Origin of the sequence: Burkholderia sp. AU32262 (assembly GCF_020419985.1) — a bacterium.
Taxonomy (GTDB): domain Bacteria; phylum Pseudomonadota; class Gammaproteobacteria; order Burkholderiales; family Burkholderiaceae; genus Burkholderia; species Burkholderia semiarida.
In genome coordinates, this window is the sequence record NZ_JAIZRS010000008.1 from 102,214 (window position 1) to 128,780 (window position 26,567).

24 protein-coding genes are annotated in these 26,567 nt (G+C 68.7%); 12 read left to right on the plus strand and 12 right to left on the minus strand.

What is annotated here, in order from left to right:
• Positions 1-53 precede the first annotated feature (53 nt).
• Complete coding sequence (locus LGN10_RS12025) at positions 54-437, minus strand: VOC family protein (RefSeq protein WP_059581780.1); 384 nt, start codon at positions 435-437, stop codon at positions 54-56.
• 275 nt (positions 438-712) lie between these two features.
• On the opposite strand from LGN10_RS12025, the gene LGN10_RS12030 reads away from it, so the two are divergent.
• Positions 713-1,342: a CGNR zinc finger domain-containing protein gene (locus LGN10_RS12030; protein WP_226093802.1), complete on the plus strand. Its 630-nt coding sequence runs from the start codon at positions 713-715 to the stop codon at positions 1,340-1,342.
• 24 nt (positions 1,343-1,366) lie between these two features.
• Here the strand turns inward: LGN10_RS12030 and prpR are convergent, their stop codons facing one another.
• On the minus strand, positions 1,367-3,349 hold the full coding sequence (gene prpR, locus LGN10_RS12035; RefSeq protein WP_059644326.1) for a propionate catabolism operon regulatory protein PrpR: 1,983 nt from the start codon (positions 3,347-3,349) through the stop codon (positions 1,367-1,369).
• 170 nt (positions 3,350-3,519) lie between these two features.
• On the opposite strand from prpR, the gene prpB reads away from it, so the two are divergent.
• The 4 genes from prpB (at position 3,520) to prpF (ending at position 9,519) form a co-directional block, all read left to right on the plus strand.
• The gene (gene prpB, locus LGN10_RS12040) at positions 3,520-4,413 is read left to right on the plus strand and encodes a methylisocitrate lyase (protein WP_059581788.1); all 894 of its coding nucleotides are present in this window, start codon (positions 3,520-3,522) and stop codon (positions 4,411-4,413) included.
• 39 nt (positions 4,414-4,452) lie between these two features.
• Positions 4,453-5,625, plus strand: a complete 1,173-nt coding sequence (prpC, locus tag LGN10_RS12045; protein WP_059644323.1) for a 2-methylcitrate synthase — start codon at positions 4,453-4,455, stop codon at positions 5,623-5,625.
• 82 nt (positions 5,626-5,707) lie between these two features.
• Positions 5,708-8,302 (plus strand): Fe/S-dependent 2-methylisocitrate dehydratase AcnD, encoded by a 2,595-nt coding sequence (gene acnD / locus LGN10_RS12050; protein WP_226223516.1) that lies wholly within the window; start codon positions 5,708-5,710, stop codon positions 8,300-8,302.
• 26 nt (positions 8,303-8,328) lie between these two features.
• Positions 8,329-9,519, plus strand: coding sequence for a 2-methylaconitate cis-trans isomerase PrpF (gene prpF / locus LGN10_RS12055; protein WP_226223518.1), 1,191 nt, complete (start codon positions 8,329-8,331; stop codon positions 9,517-9,519).
• A 58-nt stretch (positions 9,520-9,577) separates the two neighbouring features.
• Here prpF and LGN10_RS12060 read toward each other — a convergent pair whose 3' ends face one another.
• The 7 genes from LGN10_RS12060 to LGN10_RS12090 all read right to left on the minus strand — a co-directional run bounded on the left by LGN10_RS12060 (position 9,578) and on the right by LGN10_RS12090 (position 17,092).
• Positions 9,578-10,516, minus strand: coding sequence for an alpha/beta hydrolase (locus tag LGN10_RS12060; protein ID WP_059581796.1), 939 nt, complete (start codon positions 10,514-10,516; stop codon positions 9,578-9,580).
• Between the two features lie 38 nt (positions 10,517-10,554).
• On the minus strand, positions 10,555-11,709 hold the full coding sequence (locus tag LGN10_RS12065) for an acyl-CoA dehydrogenase family protein (protein WP_059581800.1): 1,155 nt from the start codon (positions 11,707-11,709) through the stop codon (positions 10,555-10,557).
• A 39-nt stretch (positions 11,710-11,748) separates the two neighbouring features.
• Positions 11,749-13,071: an MFS transporter gene (locus LGN10_RS12070; protein WP_226223520.1), complete on the minus strand. Its 1,323-nt coding sequence runs from the start codon at positions 13,069-13,071 to the stop codon at positions 11,749-11,751.
• Between the two features lie 10 nt (positions 13,072-13,081).
• Positions 13,082-14,134: a porin gene (locus LGN10_RS12075; RefSeq protein ID WP_060011296.1), complete on the minus strand. Its 1,053-nt coding sequence runs from the start codon at positions 14,132-14,134 to the stop codon at positions 13,082-13,084.
• 80 nt (positions 14,135-14,214) lie between these two features.
• Positions 14,215-15,012, minus strand: a complete 798-nt coding sequence (locus tag LGN10_RS12080; protein WP_081075345.1) for an enoyl-CoA hydratase/isomerase family protein — start codon at positions 15,010-15,012, stop codon at positions 14,215-14,217.
• Positions 15,009-16,229: a CaiB/BaiF CoA transferase family protein gene (locus LGN10_RS12085; RefSeq protein ID WP_226223522.1), complete on the minus strand. Its 1,221-nt coding sequence runs from the start codon at positions 16,227-16,229 to the stop codon at positions 15,009-15,011. Before LGN10_RS12085 ends, LGN10_RS12080 begins: the two co-directional genes overlap by 4 nt.
• Before the next feature lie 80 nt (positions 16,230-16,309).
• Positions 16,310-17,092, minus strand: coding sequence for a crotonase/enoyl-CoA hydratase family protein (locus LGN10_RS12090; RefSeq protein WP_226223524.1), 783 nt, complete (start codon positions 17,090-17,092; stop codon positions 16,310-16,312).
• Between the two features lie 134 nt (positions 17,093-17,226).
• Here LGN10_RS12090 and LGN10_RS12095 point away from each other — a divergent pair, with 134 nt between their 5' ends.
• Positions 17,227-17,991 carry an IclR family transcriptional regulator gene (locus tag LGN10_RS12095; protein WP_059581813.1) on the plus strand — a complete coding sequence of 255 codons (765 nt, stop codon included), beginning with the start codon at positions 17,227-17,229 and terminating at the stop codon, positions 17,989-17,991.
• 125 nt (positions 17,992-18,116) lie between these two features.
• On the plus strand, positions 18,117-19,169 hold the full coding sequence (locus tag LGN10_RS12100) for a CaiB/BaiF CoA transferase family protein (RefSeq protein ID WP_059581815.1): 1,053 nt from the start codon (positions 18,117-18,119) through the stop codon (positions 19,167-19,169).
• Positions 19,170-19,227: 58 nt separating this feature from the next.
• On the opposite strand, the gene LGN10_RS12105 is transcribed toward LGN10_RS12100, so the two are convergent.
• Positions 19,228-19,671, minus strand: coding sequence for a PaaI family thioesterase (locus tag LGN10_RS12105; RefSeq protein WP_006480333.1), 444 nt, complete (start codon positions 19,669-19,671; stop codon positions 19,228-19,230).
• A gap of 281 nt (positions 19,672-19,952) precedes the next feature.
• Between LGN10_RS12105 and LGN10_RS12110 the strand changes: the two genes are divergently transcribed.
• The gene (locus tag LGN10_RS12110) at positions 19,953-21,572 is read left to right on the plus strand and encodes a methyl-accepting chemotaxis protein (RefSeq protein ID WP_226223526.1); all 1,620 of its coding nucleotides are present in this window, start codon (positions 19,953-19,955) and stop codon (positions 21,570-21,572) included.
• Here the strand turns inward: LGN10_RS12110 and LGN10_RS12115 are convergent.
• Positions 21,545-22,654 carry an AGE family epimerase/isomerase gene (locus tag LGN10_RS12115; RefSeq protein ID WP_226223528.1) on the minus strand — a complete coding sequence of 370 codons (1,110 nt, stop codon included), beginning with the start codon at positions 22,652-22,654 and terminating at the stop codon, positions 21,545-21,547. The genes LGN10_RS12110 and LGN10_RS12115 overlap by 28 nt on opposite strands.
• A gap of 117 nt (positions 22,655-22,771) precedes the next feature.
• Here LGN10_RS12115 and LGN10_RS12120 point away from each other — a divergent pair, with 117 nt between their 5' ends.
• Positions 22,772-23,470, plus strand: coding sequence for an MgtC/SapB family protein (locus LGN10_RS12120; protein ID WP_226223529.1), 699 nt, complete (start codon positions 22,772-22,774; stop codon positions 23,468-23,470).
• 139 nt (positions 23,471-23,609) lie between these two features.
• Here LGN10_RS12120 and LGN10_RS12125 read toward each other — a convergent pair whose 3' ends face one another.
• Positions 23,610-24,188, minus strand: a complete 579-nt coding sequence (locus LGN10_RS12125) for a YbhB/YbcL family Raf kinase inhibitor-like protein (protein WP_059581827.1) — start codon at positions 24,186-24,188, stop codon at positions 23,610-23,612.
• Between the two features lie 266 nt (positions 24,189-24,454).
• Here LGN10_RS12125 and LGN10_RS33800 point away from each other — a divergent pair, with 266 nt between their 5' ends.
• The 3 genes from LGN10_RS33800 (at position 24,455) to LGN10_RS12140 (ending at position 26,472) form a co-directional block, all read left to right on the plus strand.
• Entirely contained in the window at positions 24,455-24,634 is a 180-nt protein-coding gene (locus LGN10_RS33800) for a hypothetical protein (RefSeq protein ID WP_413227146.1), read from the plus strand.
• A gap of 128 nt (positions 24,635-24,762) precedes the next feature.
• Positions 24,763-26,142, plus strand: a complete 1,380-nt coding sequence (locus tag LGN10_RS12135; protein ID WP_226223711.1) for a flagellar hook-length control protein FliK — start codon at positions 24,763-24,765, stop codon at positions 26,140-26,142.
• 174 nt (positions 26,143-26,316) lie between these two features.
• Entirely contained in the window at positions 26,317-26,472 is a 156-nt protein-coding gene (locus LGN10_RS12140) for a hypothetical protein (RefSeq protein ID WP_167351646.1), read from the plus strand.
• Positions 26,473-26,567: the final 95 nt, after the last annotated feature.

A 26,567-nucleotide genomic window follows, 5' to 3' on the forward strand; every position in this document is an offset into this window, starting at 1 on the left:
CGCGCGATGCGGAATCGGGCCGTTGTCGCTCGTCGGCGTCCGCACGAAGCGGATCAAACGACGTTGTCCAGCTCGCAATGCGCTTCGAGCCGATATCCGTCGGGATCGACGACGAACGCCGCGTAATAGCCGGGGCCGTAGTGCTCGCGCTTGCCGGGCCCGCCGTTGTCCTTGCCACCGTGCTCGAGCGCGGCGCGGTAGAACGCATCGACCTCGGCCGGCGACGCGGCCTTGAACGACAGGTGCATCCCCGACTCGGGATCGGCGGCGACAGGGCGAGCCGCGTGCTGCAACCACAGCTCGGGCTCGGTCGCGCCGTACCCGATGGCGCTGTCGTCGCTATACAGACGCTTGTAGCCGAGTGCGCCGAGCGCGTTGTCGTAGAAGGTGCGGCTGCGGTCGACGTGGGCAACGCCGAATGAAAGGTGATCGATCATCTGTGGCTCCTTGAACGGAAGGGGACGTCAGTGCGGCAAACCTGCTCAAAGGCACCATGCCAGCCGCTTGTAGCGAAGCGCGCCGAGCGTGCTGTCGTCGTACGCGCGGCCGGCCGCGGTGTGGATAACGCTGAACGAAAGGCAATCGATCATCTGTGTCTCCTTGGATTGAAGAGGCGTCAGTGCAATCAACCTGTTTTTAACCACCATGCAGGTTATGTTAGAAATCGCTCGGGCGCTTGTCAACCGGCATGGTGGTTAGATACGATCGCGTCATGAACAAAATGCAACCTTCTGTCGCGACCGACTGCCTGGTCCCGGCGCCGCCCGATACGCTGAGCGTCGATTTCGCGAACACGCTGTACTGGCGCGGCAGCGATCCGCCGACGGAAACCTTCGCCACGATGGACGACCTCCTGGTGTGGTGCCGCGAGCGGGCCGGCGTGCCGGCCTGCCTGACCGACGCATGCCGCGTGCCCGACAAGGAGAAAGACAAGAGCGACGCGCCGCCGATGCTTGCGCGGGCGCTCGCATTGCGCGAGGCGCTGTACCGGCTGTTTCTTGCACAGGCGGAGCAACGCGAGCCGCAGCCCGACGATCTCGCGCTGCTCGGCGGCTTTCTGGCGCAAGCGTCGCCGCGCGTTGCGCTGGCGCGCGTCGATGGCCGCTATGCGTGGCGGGTCGACGCGTCGAGCGCGACGCTCGCGGGGTTGTTGAGCCCGGTGCTGTGGTCGGCGATCGACCTGCTCGGCGGCGCGCGGCTCGCGAAGGTCAAGCGCTGCGCGAACGATGCATGCCAGTGGCTGTTCATCGACGACAGCAAGAACGGCAGCCGCCGCTGGTGCTCGATGTCGTCGTGCGGCAATCGCGCGAAGGCGTATCGCCACTACCACAAGGCCGAATGACGGCGCGGCCGGCGCTGCCCGAACCTATTTCGCCGACAACTTGCGCCACAGCGTCGTCTTGCTGATGCCGAGCATCGCGCAGGCGCGGTCGCGGTCGCCGCCGCACGCGTCGAGCACCGCGCGGATCTCGTCGGCCTCCGCTCGACGACGGCGCGCTTGCAGGGTTTGCGCGTCGTCGGCGTCGGCCGCATCGGGCCGCGCGGCGAACAGCTCGGGCGCGATCACTTGCAGCGCGCCGGGTGCGAGCGCCGCGCACGGGGCGGCCGGATCGCTTTCGTCGACTTCCTCGGCCAGCTCGACCGCGATCCGCTCGACCACGTTCTGCAGTTCGCGCACGTTGCCCGGCCAGCGGTAGCGCGCGAGCGTCGCCTGCGTCGCGTCGAGCACGCGCAGCGCGTCGTCGGTGTCGCGCACGCGTTCGGCGAGACGCGGCTCGCGCCGCGCGGCCTGCACGAGCAGCGTCGCCGCGAGCGCGGGAATGTCGGCCGCGCGCTCGCGCAGCGGCGGCAGGCCGATGTTCAGGATGTTGAGCCGGTAATAGAGATCCGCGCGGAACGTGCCGGCCTCGACGGCCGCGAGCAGCGGCCGGTGCGTCGCGGCGATCACGCGCACGTCGATGCGGATCGGCTCGGTCGAGCCGAGGCGGATCACCTCGCGCTCCTGCAGCACGCGCAGCAGCCGGCTCTGCAACGACGGCGGCATCTCGCCGATCTCGTCGAGAAACAGCGTGCCGCGGTGCGCGGCCTCGAACAGGCCGGTCTTGCCGCCGCGCCGCGCGCCGGTGAACGCGCCCTCCTCATAGCCGAACAGCTCGCTCTCGAGCAGCGCTTCCGGAAACGCGCCGCAGTTGACCGCGACGAACGGGTAGCTGCGCCGCGCGGACAGCGCATGCAGGCTCTGCGCGATCATTTCCTTGCCGGTGCCGCTTTCGCCGAGCACGAGCACGGTCGCGTCGGATTTCGCGTAGCGGCGCACGAGGTCGCGCACGCGCGTCATCGGCGCCGAGGCGCCGACCACGTCGTCGAGCGCATAGCGTGCGGCGAACTGCTGCGTGGTCGGTTGCGAGCGCAACGCGCGATCGAGCCGTTCGACCGCGCGCGATTCCTGGAACGTCAGCACGCTGCCCGACGTGACGCCGCGATCGACGAGCGGCCCGCGATGCACGACGTAGCGCACGCCGCGCACGGTCGCGAGCGCGTCGCCGTCCTCGCCGCGCAGCGTGCGCAGCTCGGGCCGCAGGTCGACGAGCGCGCGGCCGACGGCCGCCGCCGGTTCGACCCCGAGCGCCGACGCGAGCCGCTCGTTGATCGCCTCGACGCGGCCGTGCGCGTCGAGCGCGACCACGCCGTCGCGCAGATGCTGCAGCAGCGTATCGAGCCGCTGGCGGCGGAATGCCTCGGCGTGCGTCGCGTACGCGACCTCGAGCGCCGTCTCGACGGCCTTGCGCACCGACGCATGCGAATACAGGAACACCGCGCCCATGCCGGCGCTGGCCGCGAGATCGGTGACGAGGCCGGGGCCGACGATCGTCTCGATGCCGCGGTCGCGCAGGTCGTGCACGCAGGCTTCCGCTTCCTGCGCGGACTGATATGACGCAAACTGCACGTCGAGGCCGTATGCGGCGACGAAGCGGCGCACTTCGGGCGGCGTTTCGCCGGCGCTGACGAGCGCGATCCGCGCGGCGTCGCGCCGCGCGCGGGCGAGCGCCTGCATCACGTCGAAGCCGGTCGGCGACACGACCACCACCGGCACCTGCGCGCGCGTTTTCAGGAAGCCGCCGTTCGAGCCGGCCGCGACGATCACGTCGGGCCGCGCGGTGCCGGCTTCCGCGATCGCGCTCAGCGCATCTTCATAGGCACGCGTGACGATGCGCACGTCGGCGCGTTCGTCGAATTCGCCGGCGATCTCGCGAAACAGCTCGCGCAGCCGGCTGATGCCCATCGCCCAGATGCGCGGGCGCACCGTGCGGTCGGCCGGGCCGACGGGCTTGGTCGAAGAGAGGTCCATGACGACCGATTATGCGCGTGCGATTTCATTTTTGAAACACCAAATTGCCGAATTGAAATCGACGGCCGATGCAACGCCTATGGCCGTTGCTTAAGAATCAGTGGGTTAGCGACATTCCGCAAGCTGGCCCGGTCCTTGCTGTTATCAGGCATTCCATCAGGAGGCCGTTCATGAGCAATACGCATCTTCAGAGCGCCGGCGCGAAGTTCCGCGCGGCAGTCGCGGCCGAGCAGCCGCTGCAGGTGGTCGGCGCGATCACCGCGTACGCGGCCAAGATGGCGCAGGCCGTCGGCTTCAAGGCCGTGTACCTGTCGGGCGGCGGCGTCGCCGCGAACTCGCTCGGCATCCCCGACCTCGGCATCAGCACGATGGAAGACGTGCTGATCGACGCGACCCGGATCACCAACGCGACCGACCTGCCGCTGCTGGTCGACATCGACACGGGCTGGGGCGGCGCATTCAACATCGCGCGCACGGTCCGCTCGTTCATCAACGCCGGCGTCGCGGCCGTGCACCTCGAGGACCAGGTCGGCCAGAAGCGTTGCGGCCATCGCCCGGGCAAGGAAGTCGTGCCGACCGAGGAAATGGTCGATCGCGTGAAGGCCGCGGTCGATGCGCGTACCGACGACCAGTTCGTGATCATGGCGCGCACCGACGCGGCCGCCGCGGAAGGGATCGACTCGGCGATCGAGCGCGCGGTCGCGTACGTCGAGGCCGGCGCGGACATGATCTTCCCGGAAGCGATGAAGACGCTCGACGACTACCGCCGTTTCAAGGCCGCGGTGAAGGTGCCGATCCTCGCGAACCTGACCGAATTCGGCTCGACGCCGCTGTTCACGCTGGACGAGCTGCGCGAGGCGAACGTCGACATCGCGCTGTACTGCTGCGGCGCGTATCGCGCGATGAACAAGGCCGCGCTGAACTTCTACGAAACGCTGCGCCGCGACGGCACGCAGAAGGCGGTCGTGCCGACGATGCAGACGCGCGCCGAGCTGTACGACTTCCTCGGCTATCACGAATACGAACGCAAGCTCGACGAACTGTTCGCGCAGGGCAGGAAGTAACGCGGCCCGCACCCCCGATACCCATTGGAGAAGGAAAACATGAGCGAGACGAAAGACGCAGCAGCACCGGCCGCCGCAGGCGCATTCAAGCCGAAGAAGTCGGTGGCGCTGTCGGGCGTGACGGCCGGCAACACCGCGCTGTGCACGGTCGGCAAGACCGGCAACGATCTGCACTACCGCGGCTACGACATTCTCGACGTCGCCGAATCGTGCGAATTCGAGGAAATCGCGCACCTGCTCGTGCACGGCACGCTGCCGAATTTGACCGAACTGGCCGCGTACAAGACCAAGCTGCGCGCGCTGCGCGGCTTGCCGAGCGCACTGAAGGCCGCGCTCGAACAGATCCCGGCGTCGGCTCACCCGATGGACGTGATGCGCACCGGCGTATCGGTGCTCGGCACCGTGCTGCCGGAGAAGGACGACCACAACCTGCCGGGCGCGCGCGACATCGCCGATCGCCTGATGGCGTCGCTCGGCTCGATGCTGCTGTACTGGTATCACTTCTCGCACAACGGCAAGCGCATCGAGACGGAAACCGACGACGACTCGATCGGCGGCCACTTCCTGCACCTGCTGCACGGCAAGGCGCCGTCGAAGTCGTGGGTCGAGGCGATGCACACGTCGCTGATCCTGTACGCGGAGCACGAATTCAACGCGTCGACGTTCACGGGCCGCGTGATCGCGGGCACGGGATCGGACATCTACTCGGCGATCACCGGCGCGATCGGCGCGCTGCGCGGGCCGAAGCACGGCGGCGCGAACGAAGTCGCGTACGAGATCCAGAGCCGCTACAGCTCGCCGGACGACGCCGAAGCCGACATCCGCCGCCGCGTCGAGAACAAGGAAGTCGTGATCGGCTTCGGCCACCCCGTCTACACGATCTCCGATCCGCGCAACAAGGTGATCAAGGGCGTCGCGCACAAGCTGTCGAAGGAAGCCGGTGACCTGAAGCTGTACGACATCGCCGAGCGCCTCGAATCGGTGATGTGGGACGCGAAGAAGATGTTCCCGAACCTCGACTGGTTCAGCGCGGTGTCGTATCACATGATGGGCGTGCCGACCGCGATGTTCACGCCGCTGTTCGTGATCTCGCGCACGTCGGGCTGGAGCGCGCACATCATCGAGCAGCGCATCGACAACAAGATCATCCGCCCGAGCGCGAACTACACGGGCCCGGAAGACCTGCAGTTCGTGCCGATCGAGAAGCGCTGAAACGCCCGCCGCGCGCGCCGGCGCCCGTGATGCGGGCGGCCCGCGCGTGCGGCGCGTCATTCCCCGAATTCCGCCCCACATCATGAATACCGCCAACCGCAAACCCCTGCCCGGCACGTCGCTGGACTATTTCGACGCGCGTGCCGCGGTCGATGCGATCGCGCCCGGCGCGTACGACACGCTGCCGTACACGTCGCGCGTGCTCGCCGAAAACCTCGTGCGCCGCTGCGATCCGGCGATCCTCGCCGATTCGCTGAAGCAGATCGTCGAGCGCAAGCGCGAACGCGATTTCCCGTGGTTTCCGGCGCGCGTGGTGTGTCACGACATCCTCGGGCAGACCGCGCTCGTCGATCTCGCCGGCCTGCGCGACGCGATCGCGGACGGCGGCGGCGATCCGGCGAAGGTGAACCCGGTCGTGCCCGTGCAGCTGATCGTCGACCACTCGCTCGCCGTCGAATGCGGCGGCTTCGACCCGGACGCGTTCGCGAAGAACCGTGCGATCGAGGATCGTCGCAACGAGGATCGCTTCCACTTCATCGAGTGGACGAAGAAGGCGTTCGAGAACGTCGACGTGATCCCGCCGGGCAACGGCATCATGCACCAGATCAACCTCGAGAAGATGTCGCCGGTGATCCAGGCGCAGGACGGCGTCGCGTACCCGGACACCTGCGTCGGCACCGACAGCCACACGCCGCACGTCGATGCGCTCGGCGTGATCGCGATCGGCGTCGGCGGGCTGGAGGCCGAGAACGTGATGCTCGGCCGCGCGTCGTGGATGCGCTTGCCCGACATCGTCGGTGTCGAGCTGACCGGCAAGCGCCAGCCCGGCATCACCGCGACCGACGTCGTGCTCGCGCTGACCGAGTTCCTGCGCAAGGAGAAGGTGGTCGGCGCGTATCTGGAATTCCGCGGCGAAGGCGCCGCGAGCCTCACGCTCGGCGATCGCGCGACGATCTCCAACATGGCGCCCGAATACGGCGCGACGGCCGCGATGTTCTTCATCGACGGCCAGACGATCGACTACCTGCGCCTCACCGGTCGCAGCGACGAGCAGGTGAAGCTGGTCGAGACGTATGCGAAGACGGCGGGCTTGTGGGCCGATACACTCGCGAACGCGCAATACGAGCGCACGCTGACGTTCGACCTGTCGAGCGTCGTGCGCAACATGGCCGGCCCGTCGAACCCGCACAAGCGGCTGCCGACGTCCGATCTCGCCGCGCGCGGCATTGCCGGCCAGTGGGAAGAGAAGCCGGGCGAGATGCCCGACGGCGCGGTGATCATCGCCGCGATCACGAGCTGCACGAACACCAGCAACCCGCGCAACGTGATCGCCGCGGCCTTGCTCGCGCGCAACGCGAACGCGAAGGGCCTCACGCGCAAGCCTTGGGTGAAGAGTTCGCTCGCGCCCGGGTCGAAGGCGGTCGAGCTGTATCTGCGGGAAGCGAACCTGCTGCCGGAACTCGAAAAGCTCGGCTTCGGCATCGTCGCGTTCGCGTGCACGACCTGCAACGGGATGTCGGGCGCGCTCGACCCGAAGATCCAGCAGGAGATCGTCGAGCGCGACCTGTACGCGACGGCCGTGCTGTCCGGCAACCGCAACTTCGACGGCCGTATCCACCCGTATGCGAAGCAGGCGTTCCTCGCGTCGCCGCCGCTCGTCGTCGCGTACGCGATCGCCGGCACGATCCGCTTCGACATCGAGAAGGACGTGCTCGGTCACGACCGGGACGGCCACCCCGTCGCGCTGAAGGACATCTGGCCCACCGACGAGGAGATCGATGCGATCGTCGCGTCGAGCGTGAAGCCCGAGCAGTTCCGCAAGGTCTACGAGCCGATGTTCGCGCGCAGCGCCGACGCCGGCGAGCGCGCGGCGCCGCTGTACGACTGGCGCGCGCAGAGCACGTACATCCGCCGCCCGCCGTACTGGGAAGGCGCGCTTGCCGGCGAGCGCACGTTGAAGGGCATGCGCCCTCTCGCGGTGCTCGGCGACAACATCACGACCGACCACCTGTCGCCGTCGAACGCGATCCTGCCGGACAGCGCGGCCGGCGAATACCTCGCGAAGATGGGCCTGCCGGAAGAAGACTTCAACTCGTACGCGACGCACCGCGGCGACCACCTGACCGCGCAGCGCGCGACCTTCGCGAACCCGACGCTCGTCAACGAGATGGCCGTCGTCGACGGCGTGGTGAAGAAGGGCTCGCTCGCGCGCGTCGAGCCGGACGGCAAGGTCATGCGGATGTGGGAAGCGATCGAGACGTACATGAATCGCAAGCAGCCGCTGATCGTGATCGCCGGCGCCGACTACGGCCAGGGCTCGTCGCGCGACTGGGCCGCGAAGGGCGTGCGGCTCGCGGGCGTCGAGGCGATCGCCGCCGAAGGCTTCGAGCGGATCCACCGCACGAACCTGATCGGGATGGGCGTGCTGCCGCTCGAGTTCAAGCCGGGCACCAACCGGACGACGCTCGGCATCGACGGCACCGAGACCTTCGACGTGATCGGCGAACGCACGCCGCGCACCGACCTGACGCTCGTGATTCACCGCAGGAACGGCGAACGTGTCGAGGTGCCGATGACGTGCCGGCTCGATACGGCCGAGGAAGTGTCGATCTACGAAGCGGGCGGCGTGCTGCAGCGTTTCGCGCAGGACTTCCTCGAATCGTCGCAGGCCGCCTGACCGGCGCACACAGGGATAACGCAAACATGGCTCACATTCCTCAAATCAGGATTCCCGCGACCTATATGCGCGGCGGCACCAGCAAGGGCGTGTTCTTCCGGCTGCAGGATTTGCCGGATGCCGCGCAGGCGCCGGGCGCCGCGCGCGACGCGCTGCTCTTGCGCGTGATCGGCAGCCCCGATCCGTACGGCAAGCAGATCGACGGGATGGGCGGCGCGACGTCGTCCACCAGCAAGACGGTGATCGTGTCGAAGAGCACGCGGCCGGGCCACGACGTCGACTACCTGTTCGGTCAGGTCGCGATCGACCGTGCATTCGTCGACTGGACCGGCAACTGCGGCAACCTGTCGGCGGCGGTCGGCCCGTTTGCGATCGCCGGCGGGCTGGTCGACCCGGCGCGCGTGCCGCGCGACGGCGTCGCGACCGTGCGGATCTGGCAGGCGAACATCGGCAAGACGATCGTCGCGCACGTGCCGATCGTGAACGGCGCGGTGCAGGAGACGGGCGACTTCGAGCTGGACGGCGTCACGTTCCCGGCCGCCGAAGTGCAGCTCGAGTTCATGGACCCGGCCGCCGAGGAAGAAGGCGCGGGCGGCTCGATGTTCCCGACCGGCAACCTCGTAGACGATCTGGCCGTGCCGGGCATCGGCACGCTGAAGGCGACGATGATCAACGCGGGCATCCCGACGATCTTCGTCGACGCGGAAGCGATCGGCTATACGGGCACCGAGTTGCAGGACGCGATCAACGGCGACGCGAAGGCGCTCTCGAAGTTCGAGACGATCCGCGCGCACGGCGCGTTGCGGATGGGTCTGATCGACACGCTCGACGAAATCGCGACGCGGCAGCACACGCCGAAGATCGCGTTCGTTGCGAAGCCGGCCGACTACGTCGCGTCGAGCGGCAAGCGCGTGAACGCGGGCGATGTCGACCTGCTCGTGCGTGCGATGTCGATGGGCAAGCTGCACCACGCGATGATGGGCACGGCGGCGGTCGCGATCGGCACGGCCGCGGCGATCCCGGGCACGCTCGTCAATCTCGCGGCGGGCGGCGGCGAACGCAATGCGGTGCGCTTCGGCCATCCGTCGGGCACGCTGCGCGTCGGCGCGGAAGCGCGGTTCGAGAACGGGGAGTGGACCGTCACGAAAGCGATCATGAGCCGCAGCGCGCGCGTGCTGATGGAAGGCTGGGTGCGCGTGCCGGGGGATGCGTTCTGATCGTTGCCGTCGGGATCGGCGCGGATGCGGGCGGCTTCGGCCGCCCGCGTCGTCTGGGTCAGCCGTGCAGGAAGCGGCGCAGCGCGTCGTGGCTCAGGCGGCGCGCCGTTTCCGAGATCCGCGCGCCGGGCACGATGTCGAATCCGTGTACGCCGCCGGGCAGCACGTGCAGTTCGGTCGGCACGCCCGCGCGGAGCAGGCGCTGCGCATAGTCGAGGTTTTCGTCGAGGAACAGGTCGAGCGAGCCGACCGACAGGAAGGTGGGCGGCAGGCCGTCGAGCCGCGTGGCGCGCGCGGCCGCCGCGTACGGCGACACGCCATCGATGCCCGGCGCGTGGCCGAGCAGCGCGGTCCAGCCGAACCGGTTGTTGGCCGCATGCCAGATGAATTCGCCGGCATGCGGATGCGGCGTGCGCGTGCAGGTGCGATCGTCGAGCATCGGATAGATCAGGTGCTGGAACGCGAGCCGGAATTCGCCGCGGTCGCGGGCCAGCAGCGCCAGCGCGGCGGCGAGCCCGCCGCCCGCGCTTTCGCCCGCCACGCCGATCCGCGTGGCGTCGATGCCGAGCGTATCGGCGTGACGGAACACCCACGCGAGCGCCGCGTAGCAGTCCTCGATCGCGCCGGGAAACACGGTTTCCGGCGCGAGCCGATAGTCGACCGAGATCAGCGCGCAGCCGAGCTGCGTCACGAGCGACCGGTGCACCGCTTCGAGCTCCTTTGCCGCGCCGCGCACGAAGCCGCCGCCGTGCAGGTGGACGATCGCCGGCAGCGGGCGCACGTGGCCGTCGGGCAGATAGACGAGGACCGGGACGTCCGGGGCGCCGGCGGGGCCGGGCACCGTGCGGCGTTCGAGCGTGCTGCCGGCCGGGTCGGGCGGCGGCAGCGGCAGTACGCGCTGGCGCGACTGCGCGAGGTTGTCGGCGTCGAGCGTGACGGTCGGCCAGGTCTCGAGCAGCGGGCGGATTTCGGGATCGACGAGATGCAGGGTGTTCAACGCAGGGCTCCATCGTGGAAGTGGGCGGCGCACCGCGGTCAGAGCACGCTGCGCGCGACGACCCAGCGGTGCACCTCGGTCGGGCCTTCGAAGATGCGCATCAGCCGCGCTTCGCTGGCCATCTGCTGCAACGGCATTTCCTTCGTCATGCCCATCGCGCCGAGCGTCTGCATCGCATGATCGATGACGGTCGACGCCATTTCGGTCGCGAACACCTTGACCATCGAGATCTGCGTGCGGGCATCCTGCCCGGCATCCACGCGCGCGGCCGCTTCGTAGGTCATCAGGCGGCATGCGTGGATCTGCGTGAGCGCATCGGCGACCCACCACTGGACCGCCTGGCGCTCCTTGAGCGGCACGCCGAAGGTCGTGCGCTGTTTCGCATGGTCGCACAGGAGCGCGACCGCGCGTTCGGCGCGGCCGATGCACCATGCGGCCATCTCCAGCCGCCGGTTCGCGAGCCGGGCCTGCATCGGCGCGAAGCCGGCGCCTTCCCGGCCCAGCAGTTGCGCGGCGGGAATGCGGCAGTCTTCCAGCACGATTTCGTAGGTCGACAGTCCGCCGATCATCGGGATCCGGCGCTCGATGACGAAACCCGGCGTGTCGCGCTCGACGATGAACGCCGACATGCCGCCGCGCTTGCCCTTGCTGCGGTCGGTCAGCGCCATCACGATCGTCCAGTCCGCTTCGGCCGCGTGGCTGATCCAGATCTTCCGGCCGTTCAGCACCCAGCCGTCGCCGTCGCGCACGGCGGTCGTCGACAGCGCGCCCGGATCGGAGCCGGCGCCGGGCTCGGAGATCGCCATCGCGGCACGCGTGGCGCCGCGTGCGTACGGTTCGAGATAGCGCGCGCGTTGCGCATCGTCGGCCGCGTCGCACAGCATCCGCAGGTTCGGCGAATCGGGCGGCAGGATGTACGGGGTGACGGTCGTGCCGATCGCCTCGTTCACGCCGACCATCGCGACGGCCGGCAGGTCCGAGCCGCCCGCGTCGAGCGGCGCGTCGAGTCCCCACAGGCCGAGTTGCCGGGAGCGCTCGTCGAGATGCGCCCGCTCGTCGGCGAGCAGCCCGAAGCGCTGGCCGTCGGCCTCGCGCGCCATCACCGCCGCTTCGAGCGGAATCAGTTCGTCCTTCACGAAACGCGCGACGAGGTCGCGGATCATCCGGTGTTCGAGTTCAAGGTCGAAATTCATGAGGGTGGGGTCCGTACAGAGGAGGAAGAAATCGCACCGTCAGCCGGCGTTCGCGCACGCCGCCGCACGGGCGCGCAGCGTGCCGAGCAACGCGAGCGCGCCGGCCGCCAGCAGCGCGGCATTGAAATAGAGGCCGCCGCGCATCGACCCGGTGGCCGTGTTGAGTACGCCCATCAGGAACGGGCTTGCGAACCCGCCGATCGCGCCGGTCATCGTGATCGCCGCGATCGCGACCGCCATCGAGCGCTTCGGCAGCGCGAGCCCCGGCAGCACCCAGAACGCGGGCAGCGCCGCGGCGTGCGCGGCGACCGCGATGCACAGCGCGATCATCAGGTGCAACGTGCCGGCGCTGCTCGCGAGGCCGGCGAGCGCCGCCGCGCACGCGAGCATCGCGACGGCGCCGTGCTTGCGCCATTCGCGCCGGCGCTCGGTGCGCCAGCCCATCGCGAGCATGCCGACGATGCCGCACAGGTACGGCAGCGCGGACAGCAGCCCGATCTGCATCGCGCCATGGAGGCCGCCGCGATGCAGGATCACGGGCATCCAGAACACGAGCGCGTAGCCTGCGGCCGCGATCGCGAAATTGGCCGCGCACAGCAGCCAGAAATCGCGATGCGCGAGCAACGGCCGCGCCGCGTTCGCGTACGGCGTACCGGCTTCGGCCCGCGCGTGCGCGGCGCGCAGCGCGGCCTTGTCGGCGTCGGACAACCAGTGTGCGTCGTCCGGTCGGTCGTCGAGAAAGCGCAGCGCGACGAGGCCGAGCGCGCTGCTCGGCAACCCTTCCACGACGAACAGCCATTGCCAGCCGCTCAGGCCGGCCACGCCGTCGAAGTACGACAGGATCGCGCCCGACACCGGGCCGGCGATCAGCCCCGCGAGATACAGCGCGGTCATGAACAGCGCGAACGCCTTGGCGCGCTGCCGCGGCGGATACCACGCGCCGAGATAGAAGAGGATGCCGGGGAAGAAACCGGCCTCGAACACGCCCAGCAGGAAGCGGCACGCGTAGAACTGCGCGGGCGTCGTGACGAACATCGTCGCGGCCGAGCCGAGGCCCCACAGCACCATGATCCGGGCAATCGTCCGGCGCGCGCCGATCCGCGCGAGCCACGCGTTGCTGGGAATCTCGAACGCCATGTAGCCGATGAAGAAGATGCCGGCGCCGAGCCCGTAGACGGCGTCGGAGAAGTGCAGGTCGGCGGCCATCTGTGCGTGCGCGAAGCCGATGTTGATCCGGTCGATGAACGACAGCGTGTAGCAGAGGATCAGGAACGGCAGCAGCCGGCGCGAGATCCGGCGGTAGAGCGCCTGCGTCGCGCCGTCGTCGACGGCGGCCGGACGGGTCGAAAGGGTCGGGGGCATGGGCACTCCGTCAGAAGCGGTGAACGATGCCGAGCGCGAACACCTGCTCGGTGCCGCCTGGTTGCGGTTGCAGGCCGGCGACGACGGTATTGCGGGCGTCGCCGCCGTTCTTCATGTAGAGATAGCGTGCGTAGAGCGAGGTCCGCTTCGACAGAGGATGGTCGTAGCCGACGCCGAGCGCGGTCGCGTCGTTCGCCGAGCCCTTCACGTCGCGGCGCACCACCGACACGAGCACGCGATCGAGCGCGCCGACGTTGATCGACGCGCCGACGCTCGCGGTCGAGAACGCGGGCAGGCGCGCCGCCGTGCCGACGCCGTACAGGAACGCGGCGTACAGCTTGACCCGCGCGAACGCGTAGTTGGTCGCGAACACGTAGTGGCGGGTCGTCGACGGGGCGACGGCCGGCGCGAGGTTGCCGGCCGACGTATCGCCCTGGAAGCCGGCGCCGACGTAGAGGCCGCCGATCCGGTACTGCAGCCCGGCGCCGTAGTTGCGTCCGGCCTGCGTCGACAGTGCGTTCGGCGTCGGAAAGCCGTACGTGGCCATCACACGCAGGCCGTTCCAGTCGGGGCTCAGATACGACGCCGCCTGGTTGAAGCGCGGAATCGGCGGTGTCGTGTTGCTAGTGATCGTGTCCGTCGACGTCGCGAGCAGCGCGAGCGGCGACATCCGTTCGTTGAGTCCGAACGGATCGCCGTCGTACACGACGTAGAACGCGGGCGTGTATTGCCGGCCGAGCCGCAGGTCGCCGTAGCGCGTGTTCTGCAGCGACACGTACGCCTGCCGGTAGAACAGCGTGCCGCCCTGGAACGATCCGTCGGCCGGCGAGAAGCCGCTTTCCAGCACGAATTTCGTCGACGTGCCGCCGCCGAGATCCTCGACGCCCGTCAGTCCGAAGCGGCTCGTCGACGATCCGCCGCCGCTTTGCCGCATGCTCGACAGGCTGCCGATGCGATCGAATTCGACGTAGCTGTCGACGATCCCATAGAGCGTGACCGACGACGCGTGCGCTGGCGTGGCGCACAGCACGCACGCGCCGACCAGGAATGCTTTCCGTTGCATGAAGGTGTCTCCGTCCATGTTTTATTCGCGCCCGCGTTCTGGGAGCGGTGCGCGCGGGGTGTCACGGTGCGGCGCCGGGCTCAGCGTCCCTTGAACACCGGCTTGCGCTTCTCGAGAAACGCGCGGGCGCCCTCGATCCGGTCCTCGCTCGCATAGACGTCGGGGCCGACGTCCAGCCGCAGTGCGGCGGCTACCGGCAGCCCCTGGCTGCGCGTCGCGGTTTCCTTGATGCGGCGGATCGTGAGCGGCGCGTTCGCGGCGATCGTCCGCGCGAGTTCGCGCACGCTGTCGTCGAGCGCGGCGCCGGGCACGACGCGGTTCAGCAGGCCGACGTGCCGCGCTTCGTCCGCGTCGAAGCGGCGGCCCGTGAACAGCAACTCCATCGCGATCGCGTGCGGCAACATGCGCGGCAGCAGCACGCTCGCGAAGTTCGCGCCCATGCCGACCCGTGCTTCGGGCAGCGCGAAGGTCGCGTGATCGGCGGCGATGCGCAGGTCGCACGCGAGGGCGATTTCGCAGCCGCCGCCGATGGCGTGGCCGTTGATGGCCGCGATGGTCGGCTTGCGCAGCTCCAGGATCAGCTCGTGCACGTTGCGCGCGAGCCCGCGCATCGGCTGCATCCCGCGTATTTCGGGGTCGCCGAGATCGACGCCGGCGCTGAACGCGCGTTCGCCCGCGCCGCGGATCACGATGACGCGAATCGACGGGTTGTCGTCGAGCGTGACGAGTTCGTCGCACAGGCGGCGGATCGCTTCGGCGGACAGCGCGTTGGCGACGTGCGGACGATGGATCGTCAGCCACGCGATGCCGTCGGCGTCGTCGCGCAGGATCGACGGGGCATCGTCGCCCGTCGGCGAAGAAACGGGCGGGGCGATCATGACGCGCTCCCGGCGGCGTCCGCCCGCGTGTCGTGCAGCACGCCCGCTTGCCGCAACGCGTCGCGGCGCGCCGCGTCGATCCCGAATGCGTCGAGCACGGCGTCGGTATCGGCGGCGAACGGCCGGGGCGGCCGGCGTATCGATCCCGGCGTGCGGGACAGCTTGGCGGGGATGCCCGCGCCGGTGTACGTATCGGTGTCGACGAACATCGCGTTGCGCGTCGCCTGCGGATGGCCGAACGCATCGGCCACGGTGTTCACCGGCCCCGTCGCGACGCCGGCTTGCATCAGCCGTTCGACGACGTCGTCGGCCTGCAGTTCGGCGGTCAGCTGGCCGAGCAGCGTGTCGAGCGCCTCGCGATGCTCGACGCGCTGCGCATTGGTCGCGAAGCGCGGATCGCGCGCCAGCTCGGGCACGCCGAGCGCGTCGACGAGCCGCGCGAACGTGCGGTTGTTGCCGGCGCCGGTCGCGACCGGCTTGTCCTTGCACGGATAGACGCCGTACGGCGCGATCGCGCCGTACACGTTGCCGGTCGCGACGGGCACGTCGCCGGTCGCCATCCAGCTCGTGCTGACCGGATGCAGCATCGACAGCGCGGTGCTGAACAGGTCGATGTCGACGTGCTGCCCGAGGCCGGAGCGCGTCCGCTCGACGAGCGCGATCAGGATGGTGGAGACGGCGCTCAGGCCGGCCGCGTAATCGACGACGGGAAACGGCACCTTGAGCGGCATGCCGCCCGGCTCGCCGTTGATCGACATGAAGCCGGCGAGGCCTTGCGCGACGGCGTCGTAGCCCGGAAACCGCGCGAGCGGGCCGTCGGTGCCGTATCCGGAAATCGAGCAGTGGACGAGGCGCGGGAAGCGCGCGCGCAGGCAGTCTTCGTAGCCGATGCCCCAGCGTTCGAGCGTCCCCTGCTTGAAGTTGTCGATCAGCACGTCGGCCGTTTCGAGCACGCGGAACAGCACGTCGCGTCCGTCGGGATGCGACAGGTCGAGCGCGAGATTGCGCTTGTTGCGGTTGAGCCCCCAGTAGTAGCTGGAGATGCCGTTCGGCATCACGGGCCCCCAGTCGCGCGTCTCGTCGCCCTGCGGCGGTTCGATCTTGATGACGTCCGCGCCGTGGTCGGCGAGCGTCTGCGCGCAGAACGGCCCCGCATAGACGCGGCTCAGATCCACCACGCGCACGCCTGCGAGCGCGCCTTCGTTGCTTCTGGTCATGACGATGTCTCCTTCGATGTGGATTCGACGGGCCGGCAGGCCGGCATGCGCCGGCTGCACGGCCGCGATGCGTCGCGGGTTCAGCCGCGCGCGGCGAACAGCGCGGTGACGGCCGCGCGATGTTCGGGGCTGGCATGCGCGAACGCCTGGTACGACGCCGACAGGTCGAGCAGCGTGTCGAGGCTCGCGTGGCGGCCTTCGCGCAGCAGCCGCTTGGTCAGACGCAGCGCGGTGCCCGAGTGACGCGCGATGCGGCCGGCCAGTTCGTGCGCATGCGCGAGGAGGTCGCCCTCGGGCACGACGCGCGACACGAGCCCGCAGCGCAGCGCGGCCTGCGCGTCCAGCGCATCGCCGGTGAACGACATTTCGGCGGCGACCGCGGCGCCGACGATCCGTGGCAGGAACCACGCGCCGCCGTCGCCGGGCACGAGACCTAGCGCGATGAAGCTCTCCGCGAAGCGCGCGCGTTCGGCGGCGATGCGGATGTCGCACATGCACGCGAGATCGGTGCCGGCACCGATGGCCGGGCCGTTGACCGCCGCGATGGCCGGTACTTCGAGGTGCTGGAACGCGTGCGCGAGCCGCTGGATGCCGCGGCGATAGCTGGTCCGGATCGCGGCAGGGTCGTGCGGGCCCGCTTCGACGAACGCGCGCATCGCCTTCACGTTGCCGCCCGACGAGAACGTCGTGCCGGCGCCGGTCAGGATCAGCACGCGGATCGATTCGTCGCGGTTCGCTTCGTCGCAGCATGCGGTCAGCGCGTCGATTGCATCGTTATCCGAAATGGCGTTTCGGGTGTCGGGACGGTTCATCGTGACGGTCAGAATCGCGCCCTGCCGTTCACGGATCAAAAAGGCTGCCATGGTGTCTCCGTGTGTTCTGTGCCGCGGGACTTCACGCCGCGGGCCGAAGCCTAGTATCGTCACGACGGTCGGCGGCGGGAAATTCCGTTCCACATACGTGGAAGGCCCGTGCCGGTCGCTGTGGAGAGGGCGGGATGAGCGGAAACGTGGTCAAGAGCGCGGCACGCGTGTTCGAGGTGCTGGAACTCTTCAGCACCTTGCAGCGGCCGCTGAGCGTGCGCGAGATCGCGACGCGCTGCGGGTATCCGGGGTCGAGCGCGGCGGCGCTGCTGACCAGCATGAAGACGCTCGGCTACCTCGCCTACGACGATGCAACCCATGCGTATGCGCCCACCGCGCGGCTCGTCAATCTCGGCGAAGCGCTGGTCGATTCGGCGGCCGGCAGCCGGCGGCACTGGCATGCGGTCGCGAAGCGGCTGGCGGCGCGCACGCACGAGGCAGTCGTGATCGCGGTGCAGAGCGACCTGTACGTGCAGTACATCGACGCGGTCGAGGGTTCGCACGCGATTCCGGTGCAGTTCTACGCGCCGATCGGCACGCGTCGCGAGATCTGCATGTCGGGCCTCGGCTGGGCGCTGCTGAGCATCCAGCCGGACAGCACGATCCGCCGGCTCGTGTCGCGCAGCATCCGCCGGATCGGGAAGTCGGGCAGGACGATCGACGAGGACGTCGTGCTCGACAAGGTCGAACAGACCCGCCGGCTCGGCTATTCGTATTCGGCGCACACCGTGACGCAGGGTGCCGCGATGATCTCGATGGTGATCGCGGATGGCTGGAACGGGCTGCCGCTGGCGATGGGCGTGGCCGGGCCGGTCGAGCGGATCGACCCGCATCGGGACGCGATCGTGCGCGCGATGCGGGCGGCGCTCGCCGAGCGTGCGGGCGACGGGGTCCGCTAGGGCGAGCGCAAGCCCGTTATTGGCGTGAACAGGCTCTAGCCGCGCGATGCCGACGCGCGCAGGCATTCGCATAGAATCGGAAAATCCCGTCGCCCCTGTCCCGACTGCATTTCAGCGAGGTCGCCATGTCATTGCACGCACCGCTTTCCGGCATCCACGTCGTCGAATTCGAAGGTCTCGGCCCCGGCCCGCTCGCAGGCTGGATGCTCGCCGGAATGGGCGCGCGCATCACGCTTGTCGCGCGTCCGTCCGGCCGCACGAGCGCGCCGGACGCGCTGCGGGCCCGCGACGGCGACCTGCTGCGTGAAGGCAAGACGATCGTCGAACTCGACCTGAAGGCGCCGGCCGGGTGTGACGCCGCGCTCGATCTGATCGCGCAGGCCGATGCGCTGATCGAGGGCTTGCGGCCCGGCGTGATGGAGCGGCTCGGCCTCGGGCCCGACGCTTGCGCGCGCCGCAATCCGACGTTGGTCTACGGGCGCATGACCGGCTGGGGCCAGGATGGACCGCTCGCGGCCGCGGCCGGGCACGACCTGAACTACGTCGCGCTGACCGGGCTGCTGTCGCTGTCCGCGCCGCGCGACGGCCGGCCGGGCGTGCCGCCGACGGTCGTCGGCGATGCGGGCGGCGCGCTCGGGCTTGCTTTCGGGATCGTCTGCGCATTGCTCGACGTGCGCGGCGGCGGGCCGGGCCGCGTGGTCGACGGCGCGATCGTCGACATCGTGTCGATGCTTGGTTCGCTCGCGCTGTGGGCACGCGCGAACGGGCAGCTCGACGGCGCGCAGCCGAGCCTGTTCCACGACGCGCCGTTCTACGACGTGTATCGCTGCGCGGACGGCGAATGCGTGACGATCGGCGCGCTCGAGCCGCCGTTCTATGCGCTGCTGGTCGAACGGCTCGGGCTGACCGACGTCGATCCCGCCTCGCAGTACGACCGGGCGCGCTGGCCCGCGCTGAAGGCGCGTTTCGCGGAGGTGTTCGCGCAGCGGCCGTCCGCGCACTGGCGCGCTTTGCTCGAAGGCACCGACGCGTGTTTCGCGCCGGTGCTGAGCGTGGCCGACGCGGCCGTGCATCCGCACAACGCGGCGCGCGGGATCTATCGGACGGATGAGCGCGGGAACGTGCGGGCGAGGGTGGCGCCGCGGTTTTTGCCGTTGGCGGGGGATGACGCGGCCTAGCGGCGCGACTCAGGGGCCAGCCGGCCGCGATATTGCGCGCCGGTTGCTCAGGCCGTTCTCACGCCGTTTCCACCGGCGCATCCGGCATCTTGCCGTCGCCGACCCGATTGATCGTGCCTTGCGCGATCGCGACGAGCCGTTCGTGATCGCCGTCGATGACGAACACGTGGCACTGGCAGGTCGCCTGGTGCCGGCCCGCGTACACGAGCTTCGCGCGGGCGACGAGCGTACCGTTCACGGCCGGCCGCAGGTAGTTGATCTTGTATTCGGCGGTGATCACGCGCGGGCCGAGCACGAGCGCGCCGGCGAAGGTGAGCGCGTTGTCCGCGAGATAGCTGATCACGCCGCCGTGCACGAAACCGTGCTGCTGCCGCAGTTCTTCGCGCACGGGCAGACACAGCGACACTTCGTTGTCGCCGATATGCATCAGCTCCGTGCCCAGCAGCATGCTGAACGGCTGCGCGCGCAATGCGCCGCGCGCGTGGTCCGTGATGTCGGTCATCGAATTTCCTTCGAAATGAGTGCCCGCTTGCGCTGAACTCTAGGAAGGGGGTTCCGGATAAGCAAGGAAATTCGTCCGCATTTCGTGCAAATCCCGGTGCGATGCGACGCGATTATTGCGCCGAATACCGAAGATCTCCGCGTTTGCGGGCGATTCGACGCGAATGCGCGAGCGAAGCGGGCGATTGGCCCGCGTTTCCGGCCGTTCCGCCTAAAGTCCGACGAAGAAATGCCGCTAATGCCGGGGCATTGCCTCATCGTCCGCTTTCCAGGAATCCCCCCATGTTCGGAAAAATCAAGCTCGCGTCGGGTCTGCTCGGCGTGTTGACCGTGTTCTGTCTCTTCCTGTTCGCGATCGAAGCGCTCGGTTTCTGGACGCTCGCGTCGACGCGCGGCGGCGTCGACGATCTGTCGAACGTCGCGATCGCGCAGGCCGACGCGGCCAGCCGCGCGACCGAGCAGCTGCTCGACGCGCGCATCAACCTGTCGCGCGCCGGCACGCGGATGGTGCGCGGCGGGCCGAAGCCCGAAGACATCATCCGCCACGCCGGCGCATCGCTCGCGGAAGCGGACAAGGCGTTCGCCGTGCTGACGGCCGCGCAGCCGGTCGACGAGACCAACCGTACGCGCGTCGCGGCGCTCACCGAGCGTTATCGCGCGCTGCGCGGCGCGTTGGGCGAACTCGTGCAGTTCCTCGACGCCGACAACATCCAGGCGTTCCTCGACCAGCCGACCCAGGGCTTCCAGGACGCGTACATCGCCGAACTGCATCGCTTCACCGACTATGGCGGCACGTCGAGCCGCGCGGCGCTCGATACCATTGACGGCGGCATGCTGTGGTTCAAGTCGGTCGGCATCGTGCTGCTGGTGGCGATGCTCGCGGCGAGCGCGGCGATCTACGCGGCCGCGCGGCGCGCGGTCGTCGCGCCGCTGGAGCAGGCCGGCCGCCATTTCGAGCGGATCGCGCAGGGCCGTCTCGACGAAGCTGTGCAAGCGGGCGGCGTGTTCGAGATCGACCGAATGCTGCGCGGCCTCGCCGCGATGCAGACGAGCATCGCGGGCACCGTGCGCACGGTGCGCCACGCGTCCGACGCGATTCACCTCGGCGCGGGCGAGATCGCCGGGGGCAACGCCGACCTGTCGGCGCGCACGGGCACGCAGGCCGCGTCGCTCGAGGAAACCGCCGCGAGCATGGAGGAACTGACCGCGACCGTCCGGCAGAACACCGACAGCGCCCGCGCCGCGAGTGCGCTGGCCGACGCGGCGCTCGAAGCGACGAGCCACGGCGGCGGCGTGGTCGACAGCGTGATCGACCGGATGCGCGGCATCGCGCAGAGCTCGGGGCGCATCGCGGAGATCATCTCGGTGATCGACGGCATCGCATTCCAGACCAACATCCTCGCGCTGAACGCGGCGGTCGAGGCCGCGCGGGCCGGCGAACAGGGGCGCGGCTTCGCGGTGGTCGCGGGCGAAGTGCGCTCGCTCGCGCAGCGCAGCGCGCAATCGGCGAAGGAGATCAAGGCGCTGATCGAGGATTCGGTCGCGCAGATCAATGGCGGCGCGGAGCTCGTCGAGCGCGCCGGTGACGCGATGCGCACGGTGTCGGCGTCGATCACGCGGGTCGTGCAGACGATGTCGGAGATCACTGCGGCGTCGGTCGAGCAGAGCGTCGGGATCGAGCAGGTGAACCAGGCCGTCACGCAGATGGATCAGCTCACGCAGCAGAACGCCGCGCTGGTCGAGGAAGTCGCGGCGGCGGCCGCGTCGCTGAACGACCAGACCGCGCACCTGATGCAGGCGGTGTCGGTGTTCGAACTGGGCGACGGATGCGCCGCACGCGGCGATCGCGCGGCGCCGTCGTTCGCCGCGACCGGTTACGAACCGGCCGGCAGCGCCGCGTAGGCGGTCGCGAGGTGGTAGGGCGTGGTCGACGGCATGTCGGCGCGCGATACCTGCCCGTCCGCCGTCTTGCACTCGAACCAGCCGCGCGGATGCAGGAAGCGCGCGGCGAACCGCTCGATCTGACGTGCGAGCGGCGCCGACGCCGGCGTGCCGCCGTGCGTCGCGAGCGCGCGCAGGTATTCGGTCTGCGCCCAGATCCGCTGCGTGCCGTCGATGCACGCGCCTTGCGCGTCGAGCGCCGCGCACACGCCGCCCGTCTGCGGATCGACGCCGTGTTGCTCGGCGAACGCGAACGCGCGCGACAGCGCGGCGGGGAGCCCGGTCTGCGCGAGCCGCGCACCGGCCGCATCGACCAGATAGAACCACTCGAACTGATGGCCGGGCTCGAAACGGTTGTCGGCCGCCCCGAGCGGCAGCTCGGCCACGCAGCCCGTTGCCGGATCGACGAACGTGCGCTCGACGGCCTGCGCGGTGCGCGCGAGCGCATCGTCGAACGCGGTGTCGCCGAACGCATCGGCGGCCGCAAGCCACGCTTCGGTCAGGTGCATCAGCGGATTCTGCAGCGCGCCGCTGCCGGATGACGAGAAATCGGCGTGCCGTGCGGCATCGAGCAACGCGTCGCCGTGGCGCGGCGCGAAGCGGTCCTGGATCAGTGCGGCCGTTTCTTCTGCGACCGTACGCGCGGCGGCGTCGCCCGACGCCGCATGCCACGCGGCGCACGCAAATACGATGAATGCGTGCGTATAGAGGTCCTTGGTCGTATCGAGCGGCGCGCCGTGCGCATCGACGCTGTAGATCCAGCCGCCGTGGCGCGGGTCGCGAAAGTGCCGGCACAGCGCGTCGAACAGCGTGGCCGCGTGTGCGGTATCGCCGGCTTGCGCGAACACGAACAGTTGCCTCGCGCACGCCATTGCGCGATAACGGGTCACGGGCAGCGGCGCGTGGGTGGCCGGATCGACGGCCTCGAACGGCAGTTGCAATGCCGAGTCGAACCCTGAACCTCGCCAGATCGGCAAGACGACGTGCGCGAAATGGTGGCGCAGTTGGGCGGCCTGGGCGGAAGCGAAGTCGGAAACGGACATGGCGGGGTTTTGAGCGCTTGGATCGAAACGTGTCGGCGCGGCCCGGAGAATCGGCGCGGCCGGGGCCAAGGATAAAACATTCCGCGCGGCCGGCACCAAAAAAAGGAGATAAATCGAATGCTCAGCAACCTGGAACTCGTGATGCGGCTCGTTCTCGCGGCGGCGCTCGGCAGCGTCATCGGCTTCGAGCGCGAGCGCCTGTCGTGGGCCGCCGGCCTGCGCACGCACATGCTGGTGTGCGTCGGCTCGACGCTGATCATGATCGTGTCGGCGTTCGGTTTCGCCGACGTGCTCGGCACCAGCGACCACATCGTGCTCGATCCGTCGCGGATCGCCGCGCAGGTCGTGTCGGGCATCGGCTTCCTCGGCGCGGGCTCGATCCTGCTGCGCGGCGAGATCGTGCGCGGGCTGACGACGGCCGCGAGCCTGTGGTCGGTTGCCGCGATCGGGCTCGCCGTGGGCGGCGGGCTCTATGTCGCGGCGATTTCGGCGACGATCATCATTTTGATCATCCTGGCCGGCATCAAGCCGCTGGAACGGCGTTATTTCACGGTGCGGCAGCGGCGCCAGCTCGCGTTGACGGTGGCGAGCGGCACGCTGACGTTCGATTCGCTGCACGCGGCGCTCGGCCCCGACAGTGCGCGCGTGAAGCAGTTCATCGTGCAGCGTGTCGACGACACGGGCGAGCAGGACGAAGTGCGCATCGCGCTCGCGCGGGTGTCGGAACTCGAATACAAGGCGATCTGCGACAAGCTGCGCGCACTGCCGGGCGTCACGCGGTTCGACGGCGGGAATGGGTTGTCGAGTGACGAATAGCGGCCTATCGGCACGAATGCGCTGGGCGGAGGGAGTCGTCGGTCCGGGGCGTTGGTTGATGCCGCATGGTGTTACGTGGTGCCGTCGGGTGCGGCGGCAACCTCAACGTGGTGGAATGTCGTTGGCGTAATCGCAACCGTCAATCGGTAGTGGAGGCGCGATGATATCGGGCGACGTACTTTGCCTGAGCGATGATTTTCCCGTGCATCTGATAAGCGACGACTGCGGGACTTGCCGCCGGCGCCACGTCGATTTTTTCCACGTTCAGGGCGGACGCCGTCACGACATATCGATGCGATGCACCCTGAGGCGGGCAGGGCCCACCGTATCTGGATTCGCCAAAATCCGTCAATGTCTCGACAGCGCCGCTCGGCATGAGCTTCGGATTGCCGGACGCGCCTTTTTCGATCGACGACTCCGAAGGTGGAATATTGACGATCTCCCAGTGGGTCCAGCCAAGCCCCCCGGTCGGCGCATCGGGGTCGAAGATCGTCACGACGATGCTCTTCGTGCCGCGCGGAACGTGAGCCCACGAAATGCGCGGCGAAACGTTCTGACCGTGACAGCCGAAACCTCCGTACACGTGTTCGTTCGTAAAGTGCCCGCGATGGAGGCCATCGACCGTGATCGTGAACGGCTCCGCGCTGGCTGTCGCCGGGATGAACGCCAATGCCGTTGAGGTGAATAGAATCGCGGACAAAAAAATCCTCGGTCGCATGACGTTGCTCCGTTGAAGGGTGAGAGTTCAGTACAACGGTATCCACGGTATCTTGTGGCGATTCGCGCCGGAAGGCGCATTCGCGAACCACGGTGTTGCCTTGGCTGAAACGTCGTTGGCAGGACTTTCGGTCGATTCGATCGTCGCTCGTGCCTTCGAACGAATGGCCACTGCACGTACAAGCGATCGTTTACAAAAAGCCGCCGCAAGTCATGTGAACTCGCGGCGGTTCTCCGACAATCGTCAATGCGTACTTGCTGCAAGGCATGAAGATCAAGCGGGCCGACCAGGCGTGGATACTCGACACGACTTACATTCCAATGGCGCGCGGTTTCGTGTATCTCACGGCGGTGGTGGACTGGGCGATACGCCAGACGGGTTTGTCGCTTGGTTTGAGCGCTTTGGCTTGTTTGTCGGTTAGCATCGGTTTTTGGCCCATCGCGTAGCCCATCGGGGATGACTGGACAGGCTGGATGGAGTCAGAGCAAATTGGATGGGTTGAAGACGCAAGTTATTGATTTGTTGAAGAACAATAGGATTTCACTGGATGTCCCTGGACGATAATCTGGCAGACGTGACCGAATCCGTTTCCACGCCTCGCTCCCGTTCCGCCCGTTCGTCGGCCCGTTCGTCGGCCCGTTCCCGCCCGCGCTCGGCCGCTGCCGCAGGCAGCACGTCCGCCAGGGCGACGGCGCGATCCGGCAGCGCAGCGGCCGGCGACGCGCCGCGCGACGAACGGACGCTCGACCTGTTCGGCGATCCGGTGCTCGAGCCCGGCGAGCGCATGCCGGTTGCGGCGCGCGATGAAGCGATCGTGGAAGCCGATGAGTCGGCCAGCGCCGACGACGGGCGACAGGCCACGCTGGATGGATTCAACCCGCCGGCGGATGCGGCTGCCGCGGGGCTCGGGGAAGCGGATAGTGCGGCGGCGCCCGATGTGGCGATCGCGGTTGTTTCGACGCCTGAAGGCGGTTTGGCCGCGAACGTCAACGGTACATCTGCAGAGGATCGTGCAACGGAGGCAGTGGATTTGCCTGCCGGCGATCGCGTCGTCACGCAGGTCGACGTGCCGGTGATCGATGGCGCCGCGAAGGCGGAGACGACACTGCAAGCCGCCGATGGCGAGGCGGCGCAGGCGGCGGACTCGCAGGCGACAGACGGCGAAGTCGCGAAGCCTGCGGTCGAGGCGGCAGTCGTCAAATCCCGCGAAGGGAAATCTTCCGGTGATGCCGCGAAGGAACGCCGTGCGTCGTCGGGCGGCAAGCGCCGAGCGGCTACCGGGGCCAACGAAGCGGCGGCAACGCAAACCGTAGCGGTTGCAACGAGCGTCGGCTCGAAGCCGGAAGCGCTTGAATCGAACCTGCCGCCGCTCGTCGCCGCGCCGGTCGAGCCGCAGACACCGGCACAACCGGCACAACCGGCACGACCGCCCGAACCGGCCATCGCCGCGCATGCTCCGAAGCCCCGCGACATAGCCGCGCAGCCGGACGCTTCGTCGCCGCCGGTCACGCAGCCGGTGGCCTCCGCCGCATCGTTCGTGACCAAGCCATCGTCGGAGCGTGCACAACCGGCCGCGCCGGCCTTCGACCCGGACACGCACCTGCGCCCGCTGACCGACCGGCTCGCCGCGCTGCAGTCCGACGTGGATGGCCTGACGGGCGCGGCCGATCGCGAGATGCGCCGCGTCAACCGGCTGCTGCTCGCGCTGGCCGTCGTCGTGCTGGCCGCGCTCGTCGCGCTGGTGCTGCAAACCCGGCAGATCGCGCACCTGAAGCAGGACGCGGCCACCAAGCAGCAGCGGATCGATCGCCTCGCGGCGGATCTGTCGACGCAGCAGGCCACGCTGATGACGCTCGAGGAGCATCACGAAGCGCTCCTGTCGCAAGTCGACCGGCTTCAGCGCAACGCAAATCGCGAGGCGGCCGTCGCGAAGCGAATCCGTCGCACGCGTTAATCCTTCCGACCCTATCCTGTAACCCCGACGGAGCAAGGGTCGCCATTCCGCGACGGCAATCGGCTGTCGTCCACGTGCGGCAAACCGATGCACTCGCTGGCAGAGTTCAGGGAAAACCCTTAGAATGGAGTTCATCTAAGGGAAAACCCTAGCCACATCTGTCAGGAGTCTCACATGAGCTTCATCCTCGCCCTGCTGCAAAAGATCGACGACCTGTTCGTGTCCCCGCACCTGCCGCTCGACGCCGACTACTCGTACGCCGCGCGTCACGCGGAAGCCGAGCGCGTGCGCCGTGCGCACCTCGTGCCGATCGTCGTGTACCGTCGCTGATTCGCTGATTCGCTGATTCGCTGATTCGCTGATTCGCTGATTCGCTGATTCGCTGATTCGCTGATTCGCTGATTCGCTGATTCGCTGATTCGGCG